Raw genomic sequence first — 24,750 nt, 5'->3', positions numbered from 1 at the left:
GCCGTCACCCGACCGGCCGGGGCTCGGGGGCGCGGCCGTTGACGCGGTGGCCCGCTTCGTGGATCCCCGTCATGATCTCGATGACCCGCTCGGTGAGGTGACGCCGGTGGTCTTCCGGGGCCGGGTACCAGCCGGGGCAGTTGTTGAACTCGATGATCTTGTGGCCGTCGGGGGTGGGCAGGAAGTCCAGCCCCGCCATGGTGACCCCCATGACGCGGGCCGCGCGCGTGCTGACCTCGACCAGCTCGGGCGGCGGCGTGACCATGTGCACGGTGGCGCCCTGCTTGGCGTTGCTCTTCCAGCCCGTCGCCCGGGGCACCCGCCGCATGTTCAGCGGGGCCTCGTCGCCGACGACCGTCACCCGCAGGTCGCCGTCGGGGTGCGGGTAGTACGGCTGGCAGACCAGCCGCTCGTACTTCGCCAGCAGGCCGTCGACGAGGGCGCCGTCGTGGCCGAGGTCCCGCACGCGTTCCACGTCCGCGCCGCCGAGGCCGAACGACGGCTTGACCACGACCTCACCCCAGTCGGCCAGCGCGGCGGCGACGTCGGCCGGGTTCCGGCAGCACCGCGTCGGCGCGATGGGCAGCCCGGCGGCACCGAGCCGCTGCAGCGCCAGGAGCTTGCTCTCGGCGTTGAGGTAGACGTCGGCGGGGTCGAGCACGGTCACCCCGGGCACCTGGCACAGCAGCCCGTAGCGCTCGTGGTCGGACTGCGCCTGCTCGTACCGGATCTGCGCCCGCGAGATGATCAGGTCGAACGCGGCCGCCGGTTCGCCGTCGATCGTCGTTTCGACGGCGCCGGCGGTGAGGTCGCAGGACACGTCGTCGAGGAAGAACACGCTCGTGTCGTGCCCGAGGTCCCGCCCGGTCCGGGCGAGCTCGGGAGAATCGGGATCCTCCTGATCCCACGCCACGATTCCGATGCGCATCGACTGCCCCCTTGACCAGGTAGCGCACATTTGGCAATTAGTTGCCAAGATTGTGCCATCAGTTTGTCACGCTTGCGGGCCGGTTGGCAAGCGGACCGGCCGTCGTTCGGCGACGGCGCTGATCGCGACGATGACCACGGTGATCGCACCCCCGAAGCCGATCGCCGCGGCGGGCGAAAGGGCGCGCAGCGCGAGCGCCGACGCGGCGGCGACCACGCTGTAGCCGATGCCGGTGGCGGCGTACATGATCGAGTAGCCGGCGGCGTGCGCGACCGCGGGCAGCCGTTCCCGCAGCGACAGGTTCCGCGTCACCAGCACCGCGGCCTGGAACAGCCCGCCGACCGCGAGGGTGGCGCCGATGCCGGCGACGCCCGGCAGGACCGCCACCGCGCTCAGCGCGGCCGTGGTGACCACCAGGCACACCAGGCTCTGCCGGGACGCGCTGCCGGGCCACCGCCGCCTGCCGTAGACCACCCCGCCGGCCACGCTGCTCACCCAGAACACCACCAGCAGCGGGCCGACCGTGGCGACGCTCAGCCCGCGCGACTCGATCAGCGCGGGCAGGACGAGTTCGATCGTGGACACCATGGCCATCGACGCGGCCGCGGTGAGGTAGACCGGCCACGGCGCGGCGAGCGTCTTCGCCGTCACGCGCACGGCCGGGCCGGTGTCGTCCGGGACGCCCTCCGGCAGCCGGAAGACGACCAGGCCGAACGCGAGCAGGTTCAGCGCCCCGGCGACCGCCATCGGCGCACCCGGACCGGCGCCGACGGCCAGGAACGCCACCACCGCCGGCGCGCCCGCCCAGATCAGGCCGTTGAGCATCACCTCGGCGCTGAGCACCTTGGCGACGTCGTCCTCGGGCACCAGCCGGGTCAGCAGCGCCCGCAGCCCGCCGGGCGACGCCGCGGGCGCGAAGCCCGCGACGAAGGTGAGGGCCACGACGACGGCCGTCGGCAGGGCCGGCCCGAAAGCCAGCCCCAGGTAGCAGGCGGCGGCGACACCGAAGGCGAGCAGCAGGTGCGCCTTCGTCCGCTCGGCCCGCAGCCACAGCCCGAGCACGGGTGCGCCGATCACCTCGGCCAGCACCCAGACCGCGGCCAGGGTGGCCCCGAAGGCGTAGCCGCCGGGCAGGCCGCGGGCCAGGAACACCAGCGCCAGCGGGGCCATGGCGATCGGCAGCCGGGCCGCCACCGCGGTCCCGGCCCAGACGAGCACCGGCGCGGTCGCGATGCTGCGGTATCCGGTCGTGCCCATCCGCGCTCAGTGCGGGAAGAGCTCGGCCACGGCCTGCTCCAACCGCTCGGCCTCGGCGAGGTCCCGGCCGACCAGGCACGCTTCCCCGCCCGTGCCGTCCGCGTGGGTGCCGTGGACGGGGACGATCACCCCGGTGCGCGTCGCGGGGTCGTACGCCAGCCCGGCGGCGGCCAGTTCGCGCTGGGCGACGGCGAAGGCCGGGAACGCGCATTCGCGTTGCTCGACCAGGCAGCGGTCGGTCAGGTAGTCCCGGCCCACGACCCGTTCCCCGATCGCGAACAGGTGCGTCGACCCGCCGTACCGGCCGTTGAACTCGTTGAACAGCACCCGGCCGTCCGGGGTCAGGATCGCGTCGACGTTGACCAGGCCGCGGTATCCCATCGCCCGCATCGTCCCGGCCAGCGCTTCCAGGTGCACCAGGAACGCGCCGAACGCCTCGGTGCCGGAGTCGGGCGGCGGCACCGGGATGATCACGCCGTCGCAGACGGGGTTCATCCGGATCCGGCCGTACCCGAAGATCCGCACGGACTCCTCGGTGATCGCCGCCTCGCCCCAGATCGGCACCGAGCCCGCCGCGTACTCCTCGAACACCGCGCGCCGGCGCTGCCCGCCGGTGTACCACGGCCAGCGCCGCGTCAGGTGCTCTTCCAGCGCCGCGCGGTCGGCGACGACTTCGTGGTGGGCCGCGCCGATCGCCTCGACGCCGGCCGCGCTCAGCACCTCGTTGCCCAGCCCGCCGCTGCTCACGTCCTGCTTGGCGATGGCTGCCCGGCCGGTGCGGAGCAGGTCCCAGACGAAGTCCACCGCCTCGGCCGGCGTCTCGGTGACGATCCCTTCGGGGATCGGCAGGCTCGTCCCGGCGGCGACCGCGCGGAAGGTGACCTTGCTGTTGAGCAGCTCGTTGCCGCCCTGGTCCATGAACCCGAAGCCGGGCGTGCCCTTGTCGAGCCCGAGCTGCCGGATCAGCCGGTTGACGTAGCCGTCGAGGTAGAACGGCTCGGCCCGGTCGATGCCCCGGTCGCGGACGATCCCGCGCAGCCGCTCGACGAAGTCGGCGTTTTCGAACCGGTCGCGGGTCAGGACGTCGCCGCCGCGGCCCGGCGGGGGCACGACGATCTCCAGCGCTCCCGCGGCCAGGCCGGCGAGTTCCGTGGCGTAGGCGAGGAAGTCCGGGTCGGGCTCGACCGCGAGGACGACGACGTCGCCGGGTTCCGCGCCCCAGATCATGCGTTGCGCCTGGCTGCCGGCGTGCCGCAGCGCCTCCGGCGGGATGTTCGCCAGTTCCGCTTCGTTGCCCCAGTTGCCGATCACCAGCCTGGCCATGGCCGACCCCCTGTTTGCCGTGCCGCCGAACCCGTCGCGCTGATCGACCCTGCCACAGGTTGCCAGCATTGGCAATTCCCGGGCCGGGCGGTCGCGCCGGAAACTTGCCATCGTGTTGCCAAGGAGGCAATCTGGATTCCGCATCCCCGAGCCGCACCGGAGGAAAACCCGTGTCGAAACTCCTCGTCGGCAACTGGTCCCACGAAGCCGAGCTGGCGAACCTGGCCGTCCCCGAGCGCTCGCACATCGGGAGCCAGGGGCAGCGGATGCTGTGGAGCGCCCGCCCCGGTGACGTCGTGGTGCTGCCCAGCGCGCCGGACGCCCGGTTCCTGTCCTACGTCACCGGCCTGCTCGGCTTCCCGGCCGAAGCGCTGCACGTGGTGGTTCCGCCCGCGGGGCACCTCGGCCCCGTGCTGACGCGGGATCGCCTGACCGGCACCGCGTTCCTCGCGGAACTGGCCGAGGTGGCCCGCGACCGCGGGGTCGACCGCGTCGAAGCGTTCTACTTCGACGGCTACGTCAACCGGCTGGTCCGGCAGCTCGGGCTGGAGAAGGGCACCCCCGGCTTCGGGTTCCTGGAGCAGGGCGGGCACGAGCTGCTCAACAGCAAGGTGGCCTTCCGCGCGGTCGCGGCCGGGATCGGGCTGCCGGTCCCGGACGGCGTCGTGACCGACCGGCCCGAGGACGCCGTGGCCTACCTCGCGGACCTCTTCGCCGCGGGACGCCCGGCGATCGTGAAGAAGGACGTCCACGTGGCCGGGATGGGCAACGAGGTCCTCACCCCGGTCGGCGACGTCGAAGCCGTCGGCACCCGGCACCGCACCGTGCTCACCGGGCACGAGGCGCTCGTGGCGCACGTGCACCGGCGCTGGCCCTGGTACACCGACGGGAACCGCCGCCGGGTGGTGCTCGAGGAGTACGTGCCGGAGTCGGCGTCGCTGTGGGGCGAAGCCGAGATCACCGAGGACGGCGCCGAGGTCTACGGCTACGGCCAGGTCCGGATGAAGCCGGTGATCGACGGCGTGGTCATCCCGGCGACGCGGCGCAGCCCCGACGACCCGTTCCTGACCGCGCTGGGAACGCTCGCCGGGGTCATGGGTGCGATGGGGTACCGCGGACCGGTCAACATCGACGCGATGCTGACCCCCGGCGGCCGCCTGCTCTTCAACGAGTTCAACGCCCGTTTCGGCGGCTCCACGCACCTGTTCCGGATCGGGCAGCGGGTGGTCGGCGGCCGCTACCTCGAAGACCGCTGCCTGGTCGAGCGGCGCAGCTGCGCCGTTCCCGCCTTCGAGCAGGCGATGGCCGAGCTCACCCGGCGAGGTCTCGCCTACGACCCGGCGACCCGGACCGGCGTGGTGATCCCGGTCTACGGCACCGATCCCGGCGGGACCGGCGGCGAGGCGTGCCTGATCGCCGAGGACGCCGGCGCCGCCCAGGCACTCGAACACGAACTGACGGCCGCGTTCCCGGGCTGACCCGGGCGCTTCCCGCCGATCGAACCGGAGGTTCGCCGTGTACTGCACCGCCATCGCCGATCTCGCCGCCCTCGGCCGCCGGCTGCCCGACTACCTGCGGGTGACGTGCACCGACCGGACCGTGCTCGTCGACGTCCCCGAAGCCGAGTTCCGGATCAGGATCATCCGCGCCGGGGCCGAAAAGATCGCGAAGTTCTTCGCCATCTTCCGCGAGGACGCCCCGGCGGGCGGCACCTGGTGGTCGGAGTGGACGGCCACGCTGCCGCCGGGCGCGCCCGCCGCGGAGGTGAGCGAGGCGCTCGCCGCGCACATCACCCGGCAGCGCCGGCACTTCACGCGGTTGCTGCTGGAGGCCGCGCCGGTCAGCGGATCGGCCCCGTGACGCCTTCGACGTGGTGCCGGTGCCACAGGGCGAAGCAGATCAGCACCCACAGCCGGCGCCAGTCGAAGTCCGCGCCACGCCGGTAGTCGCGCAGCATGGCCAGGGCCGCGTCCCGGTGGACGTAGGCCCCGATCTGCGCTTCTCCGAGCACGGTTTCCGCGAAGTCGTACAGCTCGTCGCGGAGCCAGAACCGGATCGGCACCGGGAACCCGAGCTTGGCGCGGCCGGCGACGGCGGGCGGGACGAGGTCCGCGACCGCTTCCCGCAGGGCCACCTTGGTCGTGTCCGGGCCGATCTTTTCGCCCGGGGTCAGTGGGGCGGCCGCGGCCAGCACCCGCCGGTCGAGGAAGGGCACCCGCAGTTCGAGGCCGTGGGCCATCGTCATCCGGTCGGCCTTGGTGAGGATGTCCCCGGGCAGCCAGAGCGCGAGGTCGACCGACTGGCGGACCGCCACCGGGTCCAGGCCCGCCTCGGCCGCCCGCCGGCGCAGCGGCCCGGCCAGGTCCTCGGCCGAACCGTCGGTCAACGGCGTGATCGACGCGAGTTCCGCGGGCGCGTAGACCTGGTCCGCGCCCAGGTAACCCGGTCCCGCCTCGCGGTAGACGTGGTAGCCGCCGAACAGCTCGTCGGCGCCTTCGCCGGAGAGCACGACCTTCACCTGCTTGCGGGCTTCCCGGGCCAGGAACCACAACGCGACCGCGGCGGCGTCGGCGAACGGCTCGTCGAACTGCGCCAGGATGCCCGGCAGGTGGGCGGCGAACTCGTCGGCCCCGATGACGTAGGGGTTGGCCTTCAGCCCGAGCGCGTCCGCGGTGGCGAGCGCGTGTTCGATCTCGCTGTAGCCTTCGCGGCCGAACCCCACCGTGAACGTCTGCAGGTCGCTGCGGTGGGCCGACGCGAGGGCGCACACCGCAGCCGAGTCGACCCCGCCGGACAGGAACGAGCCCAGCGGGACGTCGCTGCGCAGGTGCGCGGCCACCGAGTCCGCCAGCGCGTCGCGGATGCGCCGCGCCCGGTCCGGTTTCGCCCGGGATTCCGGGCGCAGCACGGGTTCGGCGTACCGCTGCACCCGGAGCCCGTCATCCGCGCCGAAGGTGAGGTGGTGGCCCGGCGGCAGCACGCTGATCGCGGGCGAGAGCGTTTCGGGGCCGGGAACGAACTGCAGCGTCAGATACCGGCGGACGGCGGCGGTGCCGACCGGGCCGTGCGCGCCGGGCCGGGTGAACGCTTTCTTCTCCGAAGCGAACCGCAGCAGCCGGCCGTCGAGGTGGTAGAGGAACGGCTTGATGCCGAAGGGATCCCGGGCGGCGAACAGCGTGCGGTCCTGGGTATCCCACACGGCGAAGGCGAACATCCCGCGCAGCCGGTCCAGGCACGCCGGCCCGTGCGCGGCGAACAGTTCCAGCAGCACTTCGGTGTCACAAGCGGACTTGAGCGTCACCCCGGCGTCCGCGAGTTCCCGGGCGAGCGCCGGGGCGTTGTAGATCTCGCCGTTGAAGACGATCCGGTAGCGGCCGTCCGCCGAGGTCATCGGCTGGTGCCCGGCGGGCGACGGGTCGACGATCGCCAGCCGGCGGAAGCCGAGTACCACGCCGTCGCCGGTGTAGCGGCCTTCGTCGTCCGGGCCGCGGTGGGCCAGCCGCCGGGTCGCCTCGCTCACCCACGTCTCCTCCGCCGCCGCCAGCGGCGCCGGACCGGTCACCCCGCTGAAACCGCACATGTCCCCTCCTGTGTCGTCAGGTCGCGGAACCGACCAGGCCGGCCCGCACGGCCGGCAGCAGCTCGCCGACGCCGTAGCGCAGCACGTCCGTGGCGGGCAGGCCGGTTTCGCCGGTCAGGCGCCGCAACGCGGCCCGGGCCTCGTCGTCGCCGAGCCCGGCGGTCACCACCGACAGCCCGATCACCCGCGGCGCACGGTCCGGATCGGCCCACCGGGCCGCTTCCTCGTTGATTTCGATGGCCCGCCGCAGCGAAGGCAGCGCGACCTGGGGCAGCAGCCCGAGCGCGGTGCGCCGCAGGTCGTGGCACAGCACCATGGCGTCGGGCCGGGTGCCGTGCAGCAATCCGAGCGTCACGCCCGAGTAGCGGGGGTGGTTGAGCGCGCCCTGGCCTTCCACCAGCACGACGTCGTGCTCCTCGGTGGCCCGGAAGACGGCGTCCTCGACGGTGCTGTTGAGGAAGTCGGCCATCAGGCCGTCGACGGCGACCCCGCCGCCCGAGATCATCATCCCCACCTGGCCGGTGGCGAGGAAGGCGGCATCCGTGCCGCCGGCCCGCAACGCCCGCTCCAGCTCGAGCATCGTCGTCATCTTCCCGCTGGAGCAGTCGGTGCCCACGGCCAGCAGTGTGCGGCTGCCGGGGCGGTGCTCCCGCAGGTGCACGATCGGGCGGCCGTCGGCGTCGAACGGCGTGAAGTACTTGTCCTCCGGCGCTTTCCGCAGGTCGTGCACCACCGCGCCGGTGCGCCGCGCGACGGCGGCGAGGTCCGGGTCCGCGGAGATCAGGAAGTGCATCCCGTTGACGACGTCCACCCCCGCCTCGAGCGCGAGCCTGACCTGCTCGCGCCAGTACGGCGCCATGGCCGCGCCCACCGGTTCGTCGGCGAGCAGCACCGCGTCGGGCCGGTACCCGGCCAGCGCGGCGGGCACGTCCGGGACCACCGGGATCCCCAGCTCGCCGGGGAAACCGGCGACGGTGGCCGCGTCCCGGCCCGCGGTGACCCGGTCGATCACCGCCACGATGCGTTCGGGCCGGTACCGCAGCAACGCCGTCAGCGTCTTCGACGGCTCGGGCAGGATCTCGTCGTCGGCGAGCACGGCGATGCGGCTCAGGTCGTCCATTTCGGCTCCTCACACAGCTTCCGCGCGCACCGGGTGGTGCACGCCCGGACCGCCGCGGCCGGCGAGCCGGCGCACGGCGAGACCCACGACCGCGAAGCCGGCGCCGATCCCGGCCCAGCCCCAGAACCCGTGGGAGAGGGCGACGGTGGTGCACAGGATCGGCCCCGCGAGCACCCCGATGCCCGACGTCATCTCGAACACGCCCTGGTACTGGCCGTGGGCCCGCGGGTCGGCCAGGTCGTAGCTCAGCGTCCAGCTGCTCGCCGACGTCCACATCTCGCCGAGGGTCAGCGCCACCGCGCCGGCCAGCAGGACCGCCACCGTCGCCGCTCCCCCGGTGTCGCCGGCCAGCCCGAACGCCGCGCAGCTCGCGGCCAGCGCGAACCCGCCGGCCCGCATGACCCGGGCGGCGCCGGGCACCGTGGCCGCCCCGGCCGACGCCCGCACCTGCAGGGCGATCACCATGGCGGTGTTGACGAACAGCAGCGCCGAGACCAGCGGCCTCGGCGCGTCGGTGTGCGTGGTGACCCACAGCGGCAGGCCGACGGTGAGCACGCTGTCGCGGACCTCCATGAGCCCGCACAGCAGGCCGACCACCACGTACCGGCGGTCCCGCAGCGCCAGGCGCCCCGTCCGCTCCCGGCTCCGGGCGGGCACCCGCGGGCCGGGCACCGCCCGCACCAGCAGCGCGGCGACCACGATCACGGCGGCGTTGCCGAGGATCACCACCAGGTAGGCCGGCCGGGTGTCGAGGTACAGCGGGACGGCCGCGGCCACCGTGCCCAGCGAGATCCCGATGTTCTGCACGGACCGCTGGTAGGCGCGGAACTTCGCGCGGGCGTCGACCAGGTGCGCGATGAGCGCGCTCTCGCCGATCTGCCGCCCGGTGCGCAGCGACGCCACGAGCAGGTGCACGACGGCGAAACCGGCGAGGCCGGACACCAGCGCGTAGGCGGCCACGGCGCCGGCCAGCGCCAGCCCGAGCCGGACCGCGACCGGGCGGGCGCCGTACCGGTCCACCAGCGGGCCGACCACCACGGCCAGCGCCATCGACGTCAGGGCGGCCGCGCTCTGCACGGTCCCGACGGCGCTCGGCGCCAGCCCGACGACCCGGACGAAGAACACGGCGTTGCACGCCATCGCGGCGCCCTGGCCGACCGACTGGGCGAGGGTGGCGCCGAGCAGGTACCCGCCGCCGGAGGTGGCGAGTTCGCGCCGGAGCGCCGCCAGCCGGGCGCGCGGCGCCGGTTCGTCGGTCACGCGGGCGTTTCCCGGACCCGGCCGCGTGACCGAGGGACCGCCCTGATGCTCCGGGTCGCGGAGTCGATCGCGAAGGCGGTGAGCTGCGCGGCCGCCCGGGCGACGTGCGCGGCCCCGGACGGCCCGTGGTGGCCGCCGTCCCCGAGTTCGGTGCGGAGCAGGATCACGTTGCCGTGCGTGTCGGCCTGCCGCAGCGCCGCGGTCCAGCGGGCGGGCTCGTGCACCAGCACCCGTGGGTCGTTGGCGTAGGCGGTCACCAGCAGCGGCGGCCGGGGCCGGTCGGAGACGTTTTCGTAGGCGACGTACTGCCGCATGCTCCGGTGGATCGCCGGGTCGCGCGGGTCGCCCCACTCCTCCCACTCGTTGATCGTGAGCGGCAGCTTCTCGTCCAGCATGGCGTTGAGCAGGTCGACCGCCGGGGCTTCGGCGATGATGCCCGCCCACTTGCCCGGCTCGTCGGTGTAGGCCTGGCCCACCGCCACGCCGCCGGCGCAGCTGCCGCTGGCGACCACCCCGGCCGGGTGCGCCCAGCCGGTCGCCACCAGGTGGTCGCGGACGGCGACCAGGTCGTGGAACGACGCCGGCGTGGCAGCCATGCTGCCGTCGAACCAGCCGCGCCGGCCCAGTTCGCCGCCGCCGCGGACGTGCGCGATGGCGTACACGAACCCGCGGTCCAGCAGGCTGAGCACGTCCTGGGAGAAGGACGGCTCCCAGGGGCGTTCGTAGGCGCCGTAACAGGTTATGACGGCGGGGTTGGCGCCGTCGGGCCGCACGTCGGCGCGGTGGGCGAGGGTCACCGGCACGACCGTGCCGTCCGCGGACCCGGCGAACACCTTCGTGGTGCGGAACCGGGCGGGGTCGAACCCGGTCACCGCCGCCGGCGGCAGGAGCTCGTGCGCGCCGGTGCGCAGGGAAAGCCGGTGGTGCCGCGGCGGTGCGCACAGCGTGTGCTCGGCGAGCTCGATCTCGTCGGCCTCGTAATGGGTCCGCTGGTCCATCTGGACCCGCAGGGCGTCGCGCCTGCCCTCGAAGACCAGGCAGCCGCCGGGACTGTCCGGGGTGATGTCGCGGGTGCCGCCGTCCGGGCCCAGCAGGGTGAACACCGTCGTCCCCCGCCGGTACCCGCTGAGCAGCAGCCCGGCGGCGAAGACGTCGAGCCGCTGCCAGGCCGTGTCCGGGTCGCGCGGCAGGATTTCCTGCCACCGCTGGGATTCCAGCTCGGCGAGCGGAAGCCCGACGAGCCGCCGCTCTTCGCGTCCCTCGGCGACCAGCGCGACGAGCCGGTCCTGCCCGGCGGTGCGCTGGTGGTCGGCGAAGTACACCTGCCCGTGGCGCCGCGGCATGACCGGCCGCGGCGGGGCGGTCAGGTCGCCGGCGGGCAGCAGGAGTTCTTCGGTGGTGGTGCGGCTCTGGTTGGTGACGACCAGCCAGTCGCGGGTGCGGGTGGCGCGGACGGTCGTGGTGAAGTGCTCGTCCCGTTCGTCCCACAGCACCGCGTCCGGGGCGCCGGGATCGGCGGTGAGGTCGTGCGCGAGCACCCGGTACGGGCGCATGGCGGCGTCGTGGACGACGTAGCAGAACTTCGACGAGGACGCGTCCCACACGCCGGTGTAGTACGTCTCCTGCCGCGTGCGCGCCAGATCGGTCCCGGTGGCCAGATCCCGGAAGCGGAGTTCGTAGGACTCGTAGCCGACGTGGTCGACCGAATACGCCAGCAGGCGGCCGTCCGGGCTGGGCTCGAAGACGCCGATCCGGGTGAAGTCGTGGCCGCGGGCCAGTTCCCCGAGGTCCAGCACCACTTCCGGCTCGGCGGTCCCGCGCACGTCCCGGCGCAGGTAACGGGTGTAGCGGCCGCCCTCGTCGGGCGGCCGGGTGGTGTACTCGTGGTGCCCGATCCGCCAGGAGAAGGACCGGCCGGCCGCCGTGCGCCGCGCGGCCTCCGCCACCAGCTCGCCGACGAGCGGGTCGAGGCCCTCGGCGTAGCGGTCGAAGTAGTCGCGTTCGGCCACCAGGTACGCCCGCAGCCGGGGGTCGGCGTGGTCGCGCATCCAGCCGAAGTCGTCCACGACCGTCTCGCCGTGCAGGGTCCGTTCGGTCGGCTGCACCGGGGCGGACGGCGGGGGCGTGTCGGAGCCGGTGGTGTTCACAGTGCCTCCCTCGGGGCGGGGCTCGCCGTGGTGGTCGGGCCGAACCGGCGCCACCACGAGGTTTCCCCGCGGGCGCCGGCCCAGCTGAACGAGATGTGCACGTGGTCGGTGTGCGGGTGCGGCCCGGTGTACGGGCGCCAGCCCTGGGCGGCGGCGTACGCACCCCAGATGCGGGAATCCCAGATGAGGTACATGATCCCGAAGCGGCGGGCCGCCGCGAACGGGTTGCCGTGCCAGTCGGGCGCCAGCAGCCACGACAGCAGCGCGTCCGCCAGGTCGCCCTGGGTGTCGCGGCACACCTTCCAGTCCCAGGCGCGGCCTTCCTTGTGCTCGCTGCGGCCGGCGAGGTGCGGTGCCCGCACGATGCCGAGGCTCCCGGTGCCCGGGAACGCTTCGAGGACGAGGTCGCGGAAGGCGAGGACGCCCGGCTGGGGTACCGGCGAGGAGCCGGTCTGCGGGTCGTAGGCGGCGGGTTCGTCGATGGCGGGCCCGAACTCTCGCAGCGCCGCGGCCAGTCCCTCGATGGTGCCGGCCCGCCGGCCCGGCCCCGGCCACGTCGTGGCGGTGACAGTGCTGATGGCTACCTCCCTGGCGACAGGACCGGGCCGCGGCGCCCGGCGAGGCGCCCGTTCCCCCTCGGTGTTTCGCTTGCCGGACACGGAAAGCGCCGCAGCCTCGCCGTCTCCTGCGGGCCGGGGCGGACGCGCTCGGGATCCGCCGGCCGGGAACGGACGGGGGTCGGAGGTGATCACCCGGCGCCCCCCTCGGCACCGGAACCCTTCCCCGCCAGGATGGCAATAGTTGGCAACCCTTGTCAAATGGTGATTTGTGCGCCGTTGCCGGATCCTGGGGAAGATCGCCTTCACCAGAGCGGGCACCCACTCGGCGGCGCCCCCGTTCGGCCACCCGTCGGCAGGGATCTGCTCCGTCCGCCCTGCGACTTCGCAAATGTGCAGCGCCTGGCCTTTGTCGAACTTCGACCGGTTTGCCGCGCAGTTCATGAATCGTTTTTGGCGGGGCGCCGCCACCAGGCGTACGAGGTCTTCATCCGGCTGCACACCGTTACGCCGGCATTCGTATCGAAATCCGACCGTTATCAAAACCGGGGGTCCGGGATGAAACGTCCGGGCCGGGCACACCGACTAGTACAGCGGGTGACCATCCCGCTACGGGAAACGGAGCAGCCGGCTGGGCTACCCGCACGAGAGCTGGTTCGCCGGAATGCGGCCGGGGGGCCAGGCCACTTTTGGGGACGGGGAGAAGATGCGCCGGACATTCGTCGTCGCCGACATCGTTCGTCCTGCCGGGTACGAAGACCGGCTCAAACGGGTGCTCACCGACCTGCACGACGGCCTGGGGCCGACACTCACCGCCGCGGTGCTCGGGCTGCGCGCGACCCGCGACCTGATCGCCCGCGACCGGGCGGCGGCCGAGCGCCTGCTGGCCCGGCTCGAGGAAGAGCTCCACAGCGCGATCACCGATCTGCGCCGCATCGTGGCCGACGCACGCCCGCCGGCGCTCGACGACGCCGGGCTCGTCCTGGCGGTGCGCCGGTACGCCACGACGCTCACCGACCGGGTGCCCGCCGAGCACGGCCCGCTGCGGGTCGAGGTCGAGGTGCGCGGCGAACTGCCGCCGTTGTCGGCGGAGGTGGAGGTCACCGCGTACCGGATCATCCGCGAGGCGCTGGTGAACGTGGCCCGCCACTCCGGGGCCCGGCAGTGCACGGTGCACCTGTGGCCCCTGGACGGCGATCTGCACGTGGAGATCGTCGACGACGGCGTGGGCACGGACGGGGAAGCGCTGCCCGCGGTCGGCGGCACCGGGCTGCGGTCGATGCGGGAACGCGCCGGCGACCTCGGCGGCGGCTGCCGGGTCGAGCCGGTTTCCTCCGGTGGCACGCGGATCGCCGCGTGGCTCCCGATCGCCGCCGGGAAGTGAGCGATGTTCGGCACCCTGCGCGTTCTCGTGGTGGACGACCACCCCGTTTTCCGGGCCGCGCTCTGCGCGATGCTCGACGCCACCGACGGCATGGAGGTCGCCGGTGAAGCCGCCGACGGCCTGACCGCGGTCGCCGACGCGCGCCGGCTCGAACCCGACGTCGTGCTGATGGACCTGAACCTCCCCGACCTCGACGGGGTCGAAGCGACGCGGCGGATCGTGAGCGCGAGCCCGCACACCGGCGTGCTCATGCTGACCATGTTCGAGAACGAGGCGGCGGTGTTCGCCGCCATGCGCGCCGGCGCCCGCGGTTACCTGCTCAAGGGCGCCCGCAACGAGCAGATCATCCGCGCGGTCCGGGTGATCGGCGACGGCGAAGCCATCTTCAGCCCGGCGATCGCCACCCGGGTGCTGTCCCTGCTGGGCACGGCGATCCCGCGCGACGAGTCGTTCCCGCGGCTCACCCTGCGGGAGAAGGAGATCCTGCGGCTCGTCGCGCGGGGCATGGGCAACGCGTCGATCGCCGAAGAGCTGGTGCTGAGCCAGAAGACCGTGCGCAACCACGTGTCGCACATCTTCCGCAAGCTCCGGGTCACCGACCGCACCCAGGCCATCGCGAAGGCCCGGGAGGCCGGCATTGCCCGATCGGAGTAAGGAAAGCGGGACAGATCGGGACTCCATGTCCCTGTTCGCCGGCCGCCCGTGGCCCGATCCTTGGTGGGGGAACCGACGTCGTTCGAGGGAGGGCTTCGCCGATGATCACCGACCAGGTCCCGGTGCTGCTGCACGCCACCGACACCATCACCCACGCGGGAGTCACCGCCGCGCTGCGGTCACGCCCCGAAATCCGCCTGGCCGACGGCGACCCCGGTGAGCCGGCCGTCGTGCTGGTCATCGTGGAACGGCTCAACGACGAGGCGCGGCAGCTGCTGCGCAGCCTCCAGTGCGCCAACCACGCGGGCATCGTCCTGGTCGCCGGCGAGGTGGAGGACTCGGAGCTGCTCGACGTCGTGGGAACCGGCGTGTCGGCGATCATCCGCCGGGCCGACGCCACCCCCGACACGCTGGTGCGGCTCGTCAAGGCCGCCGCCGTCGGCGAAGGCGCGCTGCCGCCCGACCTGCTGGGCCGGCTGCTGTCCCGGGTGTCCCGGCTGCAGCGCGACGTGCTGCACCCGAACGGCTGGGACCTCGCCGGGATGTCCCAGCGGGAGACCCGGGTGCTGAAGCTGGTCGCCGACGGGTTCGAGACCAAGGAGATCGCCGACCAGCTGAGCTACTCCGAGCGGACGGTGAAGTCGATCCTGCACGACATCACCAACCGCTTCCAGCTCCGCAACCGCGCCCACGCGGTCGCGTTCGCCATGCGCGAAGGGCTGATCTAGCCCGGTTCACTCGACCCGGCCGGAGAAGGAGACCGACGGCGTGCAGTGGCCCCGGTCGCCCGGGTTCTGGCAGCTGACCGCGAGCACGACCTTCTCCCCCGGCTGGAACCGCCAGGCCTGCAGCCAGTGGTGGTCGAGGTCGCGGAAGTTGGCCAGGCCGACCTCCAGCAGGACGCTCTTGGTGCCGTTGGAATCCCGCAGCAGGCGCAGGGTTCCGGTGTCACCACGGGGGTTCTGCAGCACGAGGTCGGTGATCACCAGGGTCTTGCCCGGATCCGGCAGCGTGTAGGGGAATTCGGCGAACCGGTTGACGTTCGAGTCGATGTTCGCGTCGGCGGCCACCCGGAAGTCCGTCGGTGTCCCGTCGGCGGTGTTGTTCGCCGCACGGGACGGCGGGGCCCCGGGACCGGAGCCGGGCGCGGGGTTGTCGCCCGGCGGCGTCAGGCCGACGGCCTTCATCGCCTGCTCGGAGTTCTGCTTGGCCTGGTCGGCGTTCTTCTTCGCCTGGTCCGCGCCGGCCCCGGCGTCCTGCGCGGCCTTGACGATCTCCTGGTTCTGTTCCGCGGCCGCCTCCCGGGCGGCCGACTTCACGGCGGGCCGCAGCACGGTGAACCACAGCGTCACCAGGGCCAGCAGGAGGACGAGCAGCGCGGCGAGAGCGGGCAGCAGCCACTTGGGCAGCAGCTGCCGCTGCACCATGGTGCCTTCGGCTTTGAGGGGCTCGGCCTCTTCGGCGGTGACGAACACCTGGAAGCGGTGCCGGATCGCCTGCCCGCGCAGGAACCGCTTCCGCGGCCGGGTGCGCATCCGGATGAACGCGGCCGTCCCCGGCGCGAGCTCGGCCCGGTCGCGTTCGAGCCGGAAGTCCAGCTCGTCCTCCGGGTCGAGCGGGCTCAGCTCCACCGCGACCGGCCGGTTGCCCCGGTTGTCCACGGCGACTTCGAAGTCGGCCTTGGACGCGCCTTCCACCTTGGCCGGCACGAGTTCGGCGGTCACCTCGGTGAAGGCACCGAGCTCGACGGTGCCCTCTTCGACGACCGAGCCGGCGGGGTCCTCGCTCGAGAACACCCGGACACCGAACGGGATCGTCCCGGCCCGCACGTCGGAGGACCGCGGGGGCGCGAACCGGACGGTGACCGTCCCGGTCTCCCCCGGCAACAGGTTGATCGTCGCCGGTTCCGCGGTGGCCCAGCCACTCGCGTCGCCCACCACGTCGATGGTGAACTGGTCGACGACCTGCCCGGCGTTCCGGACGGTCACCGAGCAGCTCGTCTCCTGACCCGGTTCCGCGACCAGGCCGGCCTCGGACAGCGTCGCCGTAGCTCCCATGCCCGGAAGTCTCCGCGCCCGGCGTGGCTTGCGGCACCAGCGGACGGGTGTGCGGCCGTGCGCCTGTGGTTGCCCGTACGGGCAGCGGTCGCGGCCGCGGAGGTTCCCGGCCGCCGGCCCAGCCGGCTGGGGCCCGGACCGGCGCGTCCCGGGCCCCAGCCGGCCGCTGCTCAGCCTCGCGTGATGAACGGGGGCTGCTCCGTCCGCAGCACCACCAGGATCGGGTTCGACTCCACCGTTCCGAACTTCGGCCCGCTCACCGACGTCACCGACAGCGTGCGCGGCCCGATCAGATCGTGGTGGAACAACAGGAACTGCGCCTGGAAGGTCCCGTCCACGCCCACCGTGACCAGGCCCGGGGTCGCGGAGATGCCCGCCGACCAGGCCAGCCGGACCGTCGCTCCCGGCGGGAAGCCGGTGCCCGTCACGCGGGGCACGAAGCCGAGGGCGCCGATCGCCGGGTCCACCGTCACCACCGGCCGGCGGACCACCACCCGTGCGGTCGCCGTGTTGTCCCGGGCGTCGGTGTCCGGGCCGCTCGTGCTGACCGTGCCGGACACCGGCGCGTCGACGGCCGCCTTGGCCGCCAGGGTGATCCGGACCTCGACCGTCTGGCCGGGCGTCAGCGTCCCGAGCGCGCAGCTGCCGCCGCCCGGTGTGCAGCCCGTCGGCACCGAGGTCGCCGGCAGCTGCGGGGGCAGCTGGGTGACCAGCCGGACGTCCGGCATCGGGGCCCCGGAACCGTTGTGCACCAGGAAGGTCAGCCCGACGTCGTCCCCGCCGGTGAACAGCGGCACCGCCGACACGGCCATGCCGACCGACAACGACCCCGGCGTGACCGGCGGCAGCGGCTTCTCGGCGACCTTGACCACCGCCGTGTCGGTGTTGTCGCGCGCGTCGGCGTCCTGGCCGGCGGTGGTGATCGTGCCCGTCGCGGCCTGTGCCCCGGCGACCACGCCGGCGGCGCTGAACCGCACCCGCACGGTTTCGCCCGGCGCCAGCGTGCCGAGCACGCAGACGAGGTCCGCGGCGCAGGCGCCCTTGGTCGTGATGGGCGTCTGCGGCTGCAGTCCCGCGGTCAGCCGGACGAACAGCCCCACCCCGGGCGAGGCCGCGATGCCGTGGTTGGTGACGACGAACTCGAACGTCGTCAGCCCGCCGAACTGGATCGCGGCCGGGACGGCGGTGGCGGTCACGGCGACGTCCGCGATCCGCTGGAACGCCGGTTCCGCGGCGCCGCCGGGGCCGCGGATCAGGGGCACGGACGGCCCACCGGCCGCCGGCACCACCAGCACGCTCGGCTGGGACTCACCGGGAGCGCTGTCGAACGCGACGAGCCTACCGTCCGGCGACCAGGCCGGGTTGTCGACGGCCCCGGCGTCCGCGGCCAGGACCCGCGCCGGCCCGCTGTCCGCGGGCGCCACGCAGATCTGCCGGCGGTCGTTCTGGAACGCCAGCGCGGTGCCGTCCGGCGAGACGTCGGCCGAGCCCTGCCGTCCGGTGCCGCACGGCGGCCCGAACGACGGCGAGAGGTTCCGCTGGGTCCCCGCGACGACGCTGTCCGTGCCGAAGGCCAGCGACACCTGCCACAGTTCCTGCCGGAACTCCCCGCCGGGGTCGACCGCCATCACGGCGGTCTCGGTGGCGGTGCCGTTCCGCCCGGTCGCCGTGCACGTCACGGTGGTGGCGCCGACCGGGAACAGACTGCCGGAGGACGGCGTGCAGAACGGCGTGATGGCGGTTTCGCGGTCGGCGTCGACCGCGGTCGCCGGGTATTCGACGACCGTCGGCGCGGTGCCGGTCACGGTCTTGTCGTGCACCGTGATCAGCGGCAGCCGCGGATCCTTGACCCGCACGGTGATGTTCTCGGTGTAGCCGGGCCGTGCGGTGGGTTCGCCGTCCAGCCGGAACTCCACCTGGCAGTGCAGGAGCGCCCCGATCGGCGCGGTGGGCGAGACGGTGGCGGTTTCGACGAAGTCCGCCTTGGTCCCGCCCGGAACCTGCTGGGTCCCCTCCGGGCTGAAGGTCATCGTCAGGCCCGTGTCGCAGTACGGCACCGGCTGCACCTTCACCTTGAGTTCGGTGATCCCGCGGATGATCGCCTGGCTGATCTGGCCGACGTCGGTGCTGTCGGTCAGGACGCCTTCGGTGCCCTTCGTGACCTTGGTGGCCTGGCCACGCCCGTCGAGGGCCGCGTCCGTGTCCACCTCGAAGCTTTCCCCCGATCCGTCACCGCCGCCGGTGCTGGTCACCGCGGGCACCGCGACCACCCGGATCTTCGCGTCCGTCAGCGCGTGGACCACCGCATCGGTGGTCGGGAACGCGCCGCGCTTGTCGTCCGCCGGTGACTCGTGGCTGGCGGCGTCGCCGACCAGCACGACGATCCGGTTGCTCGTATCGCGGAAGTTGACGGCGCCGGTGGCAAGCTTCTGCAGGGCGACGTACCAGTCTTCGGCGGTGTCGTCGCCGCCGGTCGCGGTGATCCGGCCGAAGGCGTCGGTGAGCAGCTGCCGCTGGCCGGCGTTCTCGACCGGGGTGAGCGGCTGCTGCACGTGGAACGACCGCGGCGGGTTCGGCGGCGGGCCGGTCTTCGGGTGGTCGTCCACCAGGTCGCCGTACGCGGCGACGGCGAAGTGCGCCGACGGCTGCACCTTCAGCACCTCGTCGATGACGTGGCCGAGGTTCGTCTTGACGTCGCCGATGACCTTGTCCATCGAGCCCGTCTGGTCCATGAGCAGCACGATGTCCGGGTCCGGCGGGACCCGGTCGGTCTCCACCGTCTTGGGGACCGAGCCCGACGAGCCCTGCCCGACCGGCATGTCCACCACCGCGGGGTCCACTCTGGACGGCCCAGGGGGCGCGGTGCGGGCGGCCGCCCTGGTCAGCGTGATCTTCGTGCCGTCCGCGGACCACACCGGTTGCGAGTCGCGGGCCCGCAGGTACGGCGGCATCGGGATCTCCCCGAGCAGCCTGCCGTCCGCGACGCGCGCGATCCGCACGCTGTCGACGCGGCTTTCGTTGCGGATGGCGGAGTGGGTGAAGGCGATCATCGTGCCGTCCGGTGACCACGCGGGGTGCTGTTCGCCCTTCGGCCCGTCCACCGGGCCGGTCAGCGAGCGGGGCGCGCCGCCGTCGGCGTTCGCGACGATGATCTCGTTGTCCGGGGACTCGCCGGTACCGGTTTGGGTGTAGGCCAGCAGCGAGCCGTCGCCGGAGAAGGCCGGGTCGGACTCGTCGGCGTCCGGGCGGTTGGTGAGGTCCCGGCGGTCGCCGCCGGTCGCGTCGGCACTCCAGATGTCCGTGGTGTCGCCCGAGCGCAGCTCGGTGAAGACCGGCTGCCCGTTCGGGCGGAACGTCGGCTCGGATTCGCCGGTGCCGGACAGCGCCGAGACGACCGAGACCTTGCCGCCGGAGATCTCCTTGACGTCGCCGAGCGGGTCCTGCGCGCGGGTGGTGAACGCCAGCCGCGTGCCGTCCGCCGACCAGGCGGGTTCGGCCGAGTCGCCGGGGTCGGGCACCGCACGGGTGACCGCGCCGCCGGTCTCGGCCATCAGGACCACGTCGCCGGCCGGGTGGAAGCGCGTGGTGGTGAAGGCGATCCGGCCCGGTCCCCAGGCCGGCTGGGTGTCGGCGGCGGGGTCGGTGGTCAGCCGCACCGGCGCGCCCCCGGCGGCCGGGACGGTGTAGATGTCCCCGGCCGGGTCGTCGCGGGTGCTGCTGAACGCGAGGCGGGTGCCGTCGGGCGACCAGCTCGGCGAGTCGTCGGCGGCCGGCCCGGACGTCAGCTGGCGCAGGCCGCGGCCGTCCACGCCGATGACGAACAGGTCCCGGTTGCCGGTGCGGTCCGAGGCGAACGCGACCGTCCTGCCGTCCGGCGACAACGCCGGGTGCACGTCGGCGGTGTCGTCGTTCGTCAGCCGCACCGGGGCCCGGGCGCCGTCGCGCAGGTACCAGAGCTCGCCGTCGCGTTCGGCGCCGCCGGGGGTGGCGGCGCGGTGGCTCACCCAGACGATGCCGCCGGTGCCCGCGGACGCGTCGGAGTCGGCACCGGCGGCCGCCGCGGGCAGCGCGGTTTGGGCGCCTTCCCCGGTGGCCTGGTACAGGCCGGTCGTGGCGGCGCTGACGTACCCGACGCGGTAGGGCGCCGGTCCCGGTGCGGGTGCCTGCGCCGCGGTCGGTGCCTGCGCTCCGGTGAGCGCCCAGCCGCCGAGCAGCGCGACGACCGCGACACCCGCCACCGCTCGGTTCGCGCGCATGGTCGGTCCTCCCCAAAGGTTTCCCGCGGCTCAGCCGGCTTCGAACAGCTCGATCTCGGAGATCGCGACGTCCGTGCCGTTGAGCGAGCGGTGCAGCCCGACGACGTGCAGCTCGACGCTGGTCGCGCCTTCGCTGTTCTCGATCGGGACTTCCTGGGCGTCCGGCGTGTCGGCCAGCGCCATGTCGTAGGTCTTGCCGGTGGAGAACACCAGGTGCAGTTTCTGCGGCCGGTGCTCGGCCTGGAAGTTCGCGGCGTCACCGGAGTAGACGATCGCCTTCCGCAGGTCCGCCGGGTGGTCGAAGGTGAACACCAGTGCCTGTTCCCGGTCGGCCGGGGCGGCCCAGAAGGTGTTCTTGGCGTTGTCGGTGACCAGGGGGGCCGCGTGCCCGTTCGCTTGCGCGGTCGCGGTCACCTTCACCGGGTGGACCGGGTTCAGCTTGGCCTCGAAGATGCCGGTGACCTGGCTCCACAGCCCGGTGGCCGCCGTGTTGATCGCCCCGCGGAACGGCTGGTACAACGCGTAGACCAGCGCGGAGAGCACCAGGAACACCGCGATGGCCCGGCGGATGACCTTGCCGACGGCCCGGCGCGCGCCCCGGGCCCGGCCGGTCCGGCGGCGGACGCCGTCCTTGCCCGGCCGCTCCCCCGCCCGGTGCTGCTTCGGCTTGCGGCCGAACAGCCGGCGCCACCACGACGTCTTGACGGTTTCGGACTCGGCCAGCGAGGCGCCGCAGCGGCTGCAGAAGTTCCGGGTGGGCGCGTTGCCCTTGCCGCACCGGCCGCAGATCAGGTCGCCGGGATTGAGCACCTGGTCCTCGACGGTCTGCTGCACCGGCTGCCGGACCGGCGCGATCGGCTCGGCGGGCTGCACGACCTGCTGCTGCACGACCGGCTGCGGCCGCACGGCGACCGGTTGCTCGTCGTCCCACTTCAGGTACCGGCCGCATTCGCCGCAGAACTCGACTTCGGCGGGCCCCTGGTGCCCGCATTCGGTGTAGATGACCATCCGCTAGCCCTCCAGGACTTCCACCGCGACCCGCACGTGGGCGGGTACCGCGTCCACGACCGTCGCCGTCAGCCGCCGCACGTCGACGCGCGCCGGATCGGGCACCCGCACCCGCACCTGCACCCAGGGCGGCCCCGGGTCCGGCAGCGGCGCGCCGGGCTGGGGCGATTCGACCACCCCGCCGCTGTCGGTCACCTCGACGGCGCCTCCGGTCAGCAGCCGCACGTGTTCGGCGAGCCCGCGCTGCGTCCCGCGCCACCGGTGCAGCTCGACCGAGCTCGTCACCAGCTGCCGCAGCTGAGCGGGGCTCCAGCTCTCGTCGACGCGCAGCGCAACCCAGTTCGCCAGCCACCCGACGAAGTCTTCGGGCGCGAGGCCCGGGTCCAGGTAGCCGGCGAAGTTGTCCAAAGTGGACAGCACGGGGGCGAGGACCTCGTCGAGCGCGCCGGTGAAGCCTTGGACGAACCGGTCTTCGGCGTAGACGGCGGGCAGTTGCTCGCCGATCGGGTGCGGGCTCGGCAGCCCGCGAATGCCCGCCCTCATGCGCCCGCCTCCCGCACCCGCACCTGGTGCCCGAACGAGAACGCGAGCGCGTTGGGCGGCAGGTCGAGCCGGTCGACCTGGTCTCCTCGCTCCCGGGTGATCGGGTTCGCCGCGAACAGCCGGACGTCCTCCACCAGCTCGACGCCCGGAAGCCGTTGCAGCACCGCGAACACCTCGCCCGACTGAACCGGCCGCCCGAACGGCCAGCCTTCGCCGTCCGGGCCGCCGCTGAGCGGGTTGAAGTAGTCGTACAGCGCCTGGGTCGCCCGCGCCCCGAGCGTGCCCGGGGTCGTGCGGCGCCGGGCACGCAACCGGGCCACCACCGTGACGCCCTGGTAGAACGGCGGTTCCACCGACACCAGCGCGCCGACGCAGCGCCGTTCGTCCAGGGACCGCTCGATCCGGCCGCGCATGCCCGGGTCGAGCATCAGGGTCGCGAAGGCGAGCTCGCCGGTGTCGGGCACCGCAGGCACCACGAGGACCCGGATCGCGCCGGTCTCGCGGCCGTCCGGGCCGTGCGCCGGGATGCAGCGGACGCGGGCCGCTTCCGGTGCCGCTTCGCGGGCGAGCTGCTCGTAGTCCTCGGCGGTGACCGCGCGGTCGCGGGTGCGCAGCAGCAGCGGGCCGCGGACCTGCGCGTCCCGGACCGACTCGCCGTCCACCCCGCCGATCGCCGGCCGCCGGTTGACCACGCTGCTGACGAACGGGATCGGGTCCCGCTGCACCTCGAGGACCTCGCGGGCGACGTTGCCGCGCCGCCCGCCGCCGGAGCGGTACTCCGGCACGCGGATCGCGGCGGACTTGGCCGGGAAGGCCCCGTAGTACCGGAGGCCGCCCTCGGGCTGGCGCACCGCGGGGCCGAACGCGATCTCCCCGCCGACCCGGTCGAGCATGACGTGCCGGTCGTCCGGCCCGGAGTCGGCGAACGAGCGCACCTCGGTCCACTGCTGCCAGCCGTCCGGTCCCGAGACCTCGACGACCAGCTCGCCGTCGCCGACGACCACCGGCGGACGGCCGAGCGGGAACCGCTGGCCCGGCGTGCCGTCCGACGTGCCGACGATCTCGTTGCGGATCACCTCGGCGTGCACCGCGGGGGCCGTGCCGCCGATGGTCGAGGCCTCGACGGTGTGCAGCCGCGGCGGACGCTGGTAGAACGGCTGGTTCGGCCTGGCCTCGGCCAGGCGGCACCGCAGCCAGCCGGCGCGGCGGCGGGCGAGCACCGACATGGCGTGCCCGGGCGGGACGTGCACCACGATGTCCCCGGCCCGGTTGAACGCGCCGGTGCTGTCCCGGTCGACCTCGCAGGCCGCCCAGCCGGTGCCGTCCCACGCCTCCCACAGCCACGGCGGGTCCCGCGGGTCGACGCCCTGACCTTCGACTTCGCAGTTCATCCGCAGCAGCACCGCGCAGCCGGGCACGGCGTCCGACAGCCCGAAGCAGACCGCGTCGCCCGGCGCGGGGGTTTCGCCGAACGCGGCGGGCCCGCCGCCGACGAGCAGCTCGTCGGTGCGGTCGACCGGCGGCAGGGCGGTGTCGGCGGTGGTGGTCACCAGGTGCTCGAGCGAGCACGGCACGATGGTGAGCGTGCGCTCGACGGTGAACACCACCGGGTCCTCGACCTCGTTGCGGGCGCTGGCCACCTGCTTGCCCGCGGCCACGACCACCGGGACGTCCCGGGCGGCCGAGAGCCAGAACGTCACGTCGGCGTGCGCCGCGGCGGGCGGGAACAGCCGGACGCCGATCAGGTCGAGGAAGCGCAGGTAGTGCAGGTCCGGCACCCGGTTGAGCCGGTAGAGCAGCTGGTCGACCATCTGCGCGAACGTCTCGATCAGCGTGACGCCGGGGTCGGAGACGTTGTGGTCCGTCCACTCCGGACAGTTGCGCTGGACGAGGAACTTGGCTTCGTCGACCAGGTCCTGGAACGTGCGGTCGTCGAGGTTCGGTTTGGGCAGCGACATCACGCACCGTCCTCTGCGGACTCGTGGGGCGGGATGACGTAGAACGGGAAGACGAGGTTGCGCGGGTCGTTCGTGCCGCGCAGGGTGTAGCGGATGTCGATCAGCAGCGTCCCCCGGTCGGCTTCGGCGAAGCTGACCACGACGTCGGTGAGGTCGATACGCGGTTCCCAGCGTTCCAGCGAAGCCCTTACCTCGTAGGCGATCTGGCCGGCGGTCGCGGCGTCGGCCGGGGCGAACACGAGGTCGTGCACCGCGCAGCCGAACTCGGGACGCATCGGCCGTTCGCCCGGTGCGGTCGCGAGGATCAGCCGGATGCTTTCGACGATCTCGCGCTCGCCGCCGACCAGCGCGATCGAGCCGGTCGCGTCGGTGTGCACCGGGAACGCCAGTCCCCGGCCGAGGAAGTCCTTCATCGGCACAGTCACGTCAGCCTCCGATCAGGACGGTCGGGCAGCCCATGACGATCGGCGCGCCGCAGGCGGCCAGGTCGCCCATCCGGGCCGCCGGCATGCCGCCGATCAGCACCGTCGGGCAGCCCGGCGGCGCGATCGGCGACGGCGGGTGCACCGCGGGCGGCGGGAACGAACACGTGTGCAGGGTCCCGACGTTCGCGGCGGGCATCCCGCCGATGAGCACGGTCGGCACCCCGGGCCCGGCGATGACGCCCGGGTGCCCGGTCGGGTCGCCGACCCTCGCGGCTGGTGGCATGCGCACTCCC

General features: G+C 73.5%; 20 protein-coding genes. 5 read left to right on the top strand and 15 right to left on the bottom strand.

Annotation, left to right across the window (positions count from 1 at the left end; genetic code table 11):
* Window positions 1–4: 4 nt before the first annotated feature.
* From AB0J55_RS05775 to AB0J55_RS05765, 3 genes are all read right to left on the bottom strand, one after another.
* On the bottom strand, window positions 5–928 hold the full coding sequence (locus AB0J55_RS05775; protein WP_364243299.1) for a hypothetical protein: 924 nt from the start codon (window positions 926–928) through the stop codon (window positions 5–7).
* A gap of 66 nt (window positions 929–994) precedes the next feature.
* Window positions 995–2,185 carry an MFS transporter gene (locus AB0J55_RS05770; RefSeq protein ID WP_364243296.1) on the bottom strand — a complete coding sequence of 397 codons (1,191 nt, stop codon included), beginning with the start codon at window positions 2,183–2,185 and terminating at the stop codon, window positions 995–997.
* A 6-nt stretch (window positions 2,186–2,191) separates the two neighbouring features.
* A complete protein-coding gene (locus AB0J55_RS05765) occupies window positions 2,192–3,508 on the bottom strand; it encodes a peptide ligase PGM1-related protein (protein WP_364243293.1) in 1,317 nt (438 codons plus the stop codon).
* Window positions 3,509–3,678: 170 nt separating this feature from the next.
* On the opposite strand from AB0J55_RS05765, the gene AB0J55_RS05760 reads away from it, so the two are divergent.
* Together AB0J55_RS05760 and AB0J55_RS05755 are read left to right on the top strand one after the other, a co-directional pair.
* Entirely contained in the window at window positions 3,679–4,986 is a 1,308-nt protein-coding gene (locus tag AB0J55_RS05760) for a peptide ligase PGM1-related protein (protein WP_364243290.1), read from the top strand.
* A gap of 37 nt (window positions 4,987–5,023) precedes the next feature.
* Window positions 5,024–5,368, top strand: coding sequence for a hypothetical protein (locus tag AB0J55_RS05755; protein WP_364243287.1), 345 nt, complete (start codon window positions 5,024–5,026; stop codon window positions 5,366–5,368).
* Here AB0J55_RS05755 and asnB read toward each other — a convergent pair.
* From asnB to AB0J55_RS05730, 5 genes are read right to left on the bottom strand one after another with little or no spacing between them, the layout of a single operon-like run.
* Entirely contained in the window at window positions 5,349–7,088 is a 1,740-nt protein-coding gene (gene asnB, locus AB0J55_RS05750) for an asparagine synthase (glutamine-hydrolyzing) (RefSeq protein ID WP_364243284.1), read from the bottom strand. The genes AB0J55_RS05755 and asnB overlap by 20 nt on opposite strands.
* 16 nt (window positions 7,089–7,104) lie before the next feature.
* Window positions 7,105–8,208, bottom strand: a complete 1,104-nt coding sequence (locus AB0J55_RS05745; protein WP_364243281.1) for a DUF1611 domain-containing protein — start codon at window positions 8,206–8,208, stop codon at window positions 7,105–7,107.
* A gap of 9 nt (window positions 8,209–8,217) precedes the next feature.
* Window positions 8,218–9,468: an MFS transporter gene (locus AB0J55_RS05740; protein WP_364243278.1), complete on the bottom strand. Its 1,251-nt coding sequence runs from the start codon at window positions 9,466–9,468 to the stop codon at window positions 8,218–8,220.
* A complete protein-coding gene (locus AB0J55_RS05735) occupies window positions 9,465–11,615 on the bottom strand; it encodes a prolyl oligopeptidase family serine peptidase (RefSeq protein WP_364243275.1) in 2,151 nt (716 codons plus the stop codon). The genes AB0J55_RS05740 and AB0J55_RS05735 overlap by 4 nt, the downstream gene beginning before the upstream one ends.
* A complete protein-coding gene (locus tag AB0J55_RS05730; protein WP_364243272.1) occupies window positions 11,612–12,274 on the bottom strand; it encodes a hypothetical protein in 663 nt (220 codons plus the stop codon). Before AB0J55_RS05730 ends, AB0J55_RS05735 begins: the two co-directional genes overlap by 4 nt.
* A gap of 604 nt (window positions 12,275–12,878) precedes the next feature.
* Here AB0J55_RS05730 and AB0J55_RS05725 point away from each other — a divergent pair.
* From AB0J55_RS05725 to AB0J55_RS05715, 3 genes are all read left to right on the top strand, one after another.
* Complete coding sequence (locus AB0J55_RS05725; protein ID WP_364243269.1) at window positions 12,879–13,556, top strand: sensor histidine kinase; 678 nt, start codon at window positions 12,879–12,881, stop codon at window positions 13,554–13,556.
* 3 nt (window positions 13,557–13,559) lie between these two features.
* Entirely contained in the window at window positions 13,560–14,210 is a 651-nt protein-coding gene (locus AB0J55_RS05720; RefSeq protein WP_364243266.1) for a response regulator transcription factor, read from the top strand.
* A 101-nt stretch (window positions 14,211–14,311) separates the two neighbouring features.
* Window positions 14,312–14,938, top strand: coding sequence for a response regulator transcription factor (locus tag AB0J55_RS05715; protein ID WP_364243263.1), 627 nt, complete (start codon window positions 14,312–14,314; stop codon window positions 14,936–14,938).
* Window positions 14,939–14,944: 6 nt separating this feature from the next.
* On the opposite strand, the gene AB0J55_RS05710 is transcribed toward AB0J55_RS05715, so the two are convergent.
* From AB0J55_RS05710 to AB0J55_RS05680, 7 genes are all read right to left on the bottom strand, one after another.
* Window positions 14,945–16,267 carry a hypothetical protein gene (locus tag AB0J55_RS05710; protein ID WP_364243260.1) on the bottom strand — a complete coding sequence of 441 codons (1,323 nt, stop codon included), beginning with the start codon at window positions 16,265–16,267 and terminating at the stop codon, window positions 14,945–14,947.
* Between the two features lie 170 nt (window positions 16,268–16,437).
* Window positions 16,438–20,523 carry a translocation protein TolB gene (locus AB0J55_RS05705; RefSeq protein ID WP_364243258.1) on the bottom strand — a complete coding sequence of 1,362 codons (4,086 nt, stop codon included), beginning with the start codon at window positions 20,521–20,523 and terminating at the stop codon, window positions 16,438–16,440.
* Between the two features lie 30 nt (window positions 20,524–20,553).
* Window positions 20,554–21,531: a zinc ribbon domain-containing protein gene (locus AB0J55_RS05700; protein ID WP_364243255.1), complete on the bottom strand. Its 978-nt coding sequence runs from the start codon at window positions 21,529–21,531 to the stop codon at window positions 20,554–20,556.
* A 3-nt stretch (window positions 21,532–21,534) separates the two neighbouring features.
* Window positions 21,535–22,074, bottom strand: a complete 540-nt coding sequence (locus AB0J55_RS05695) for a phage tail protein (RefSeq protein WP_364243252.1) — start codon at window positions 22,072–22,074, stop codon at window positions 21,535–21,537.
* Window positions 22,071–24,032, bottom strand: coding sequence for a putative baseplate assembly protein (locus AB0J55_RS05690; protein WP_364243249.1), 1,962 nt, complete (start codon window positions 24,030–24,032; stop codon window positions 22,071–22,073). Before AB0J55_RS05690 ends, AB0J55_RS05695 begins: the two co-directional genes overlap by 4 nt.
* Window positions 24,032–24,445, bottom strand: a complete 414-nt coding sequence (locus AB0J55_RS05685; protein ID WP_364243432.1) for a GPW/gp25 family protein — start codon at window positions 24,443–24,445, stop codon at window positions 24,032–24,034. The genes AB0J55_RS05690 and AB0J55_RS05685 overlap by 1 nt, the downstream gene beginning before the upstream one ends.
* 13 nt (window positions 24,446–24,458) lie before the next feature.
* Window positions 24,459–24,740, bottom strand: coding sequence for a PAAR domain-containing protein (locus tag AB0J55_RS05680; RefSeq protein WP_364243247.1), 282 nt, complete (start codon window positions 24,738–24,740; stop codon window positions 24,459–24,461).
* Window positions 24,741–24,750: the final 10 nt, after the last annotated feature.

It is taken from the genome of Amycolatopsis sp. NPDC049688, assembly GCF_040674975.1.
In the GTDB taxonomy this organism is placed as follows: domain Bacteria; phylum Actinomycetota; class Actinomycetes; order Mycobacteriales; family Pseudonocardiaceae; genus Amycolatopsis.
This window is presented reverse-complemented; position numbering and strand designations above follow the sequence as displayed.

Excerpts from the sequence above, each read along its gene's own strand:
- AB0J55_RS05695 (WP_364243252.1), bottom strand. The coding sequence starts at position 22,074 with ATGAGGGCGGGCATTCGCGGGCTGCCGAGCCCGCACCCGATCGGCGAG.
- AB0J55_RS05725 (WP_364243269.1), top strand. The coding sequence starts at position 12,879 with ATGCGCCGGACATTCGTCGTCGCCGACATCGTTCGTCCTGCCGGGTAC.
- AB0J55_RS05690 (WP_364243249.1), bottom strand. The coding sequence starts at position 24,032 with ATGTCGCTGCCCAAACCGAACCTCGACGACCGCACGTTCCAGGACCTG.
- AB0J55_RS05775 (WP_364243299.1), bottom strand. The coding sequence starts at position 928 with ATGCGCATCGGAATCGTGGCGTGGGATCAGGAGGATCCCGATTCTCCC.
- AB0J55_RS05705 (WP_364243258.1), bottom strand. The coding sequence starts at position 20,523 with ATGCGCGCGAACCGAGCGGTGGCGGGTGTCGCGGTCGTCGCGCTGCTC.
- AB0J55_RS05685 (WP_364243432.1), bottom strand. The coding sequence starts at position 24,445 with ATGAAGGACTTCCTCGGCCGGGGACTGGCGTTCCCGGTGCACACCGAC.
- AB0J55_RS05700 (WP_364243255.1), bottom strand. The coding sequence starts at position 21,531 with ATGGTCATCTACACCGAATGCGGGCACCAGGGGCCCGCCGAAGTCGAG.
- AB0J55_RS05770 (WP_364243296.1), bottom strand. The coding sequence starts at position 2,185 with ATGGGCACGACCGGATACCGCAGCATCGCGACCGCGCCGGTGCTCGTC.
- AB0J55_RS05745 (WP_364243281.1), bottom strand. The coding sequence starts at position 8,208 with ATGGACGACCTGAGCCGCATCGCCGTGCTCGCCGACGACGAGATCCTG.
- AB0J55_RS05710 (WP_364243260.1), bottom strand. The coding sequence starts at position 16,267 with ATGGGAGCTACGGCGACGCTGTCCGAGGCCGGCCTGGTCGCGGAACCG.
- asnB (WP_364243284.1), bottom strand. The coding sequence starts at position 7,088 with ATGTGCGGTTTCAGCGGGGTGACCGGTCCGGCGCCGCTGGCGGCGGCG.
- AB0J55_RS05720 (WP_364243266.1), top strand. The coding sequence starts at position 13,560 with ATGTTCGGCACCCTGCGCGTTCTCGTGGTGGACGACCACCCCGTTTTC.
- AB0J55_RS05680 (WP_364243247.1), bottom strand. The coding sequence starts at position 24,740 with ATGCCACCAGCCGCGAGGGTCGGCGACCCGACCGGGCACCCGGGCGTC.
- AB0J55_RS05765 (WP_364243293.1), bottom strand. The coding sequence starts at position 3,508 with ATGGCCAGGCTGGTGATCGGCAACTGGGGCAACGAAGCGGAACTGGCG.
- AB0J55_RS05715 (WP_364243263.1), top strand. The coding sequence starts at position 14,312 with ATGATCACCGACCAGGTCCCGGTGCTGCTGCACGCCACCGACACCATC.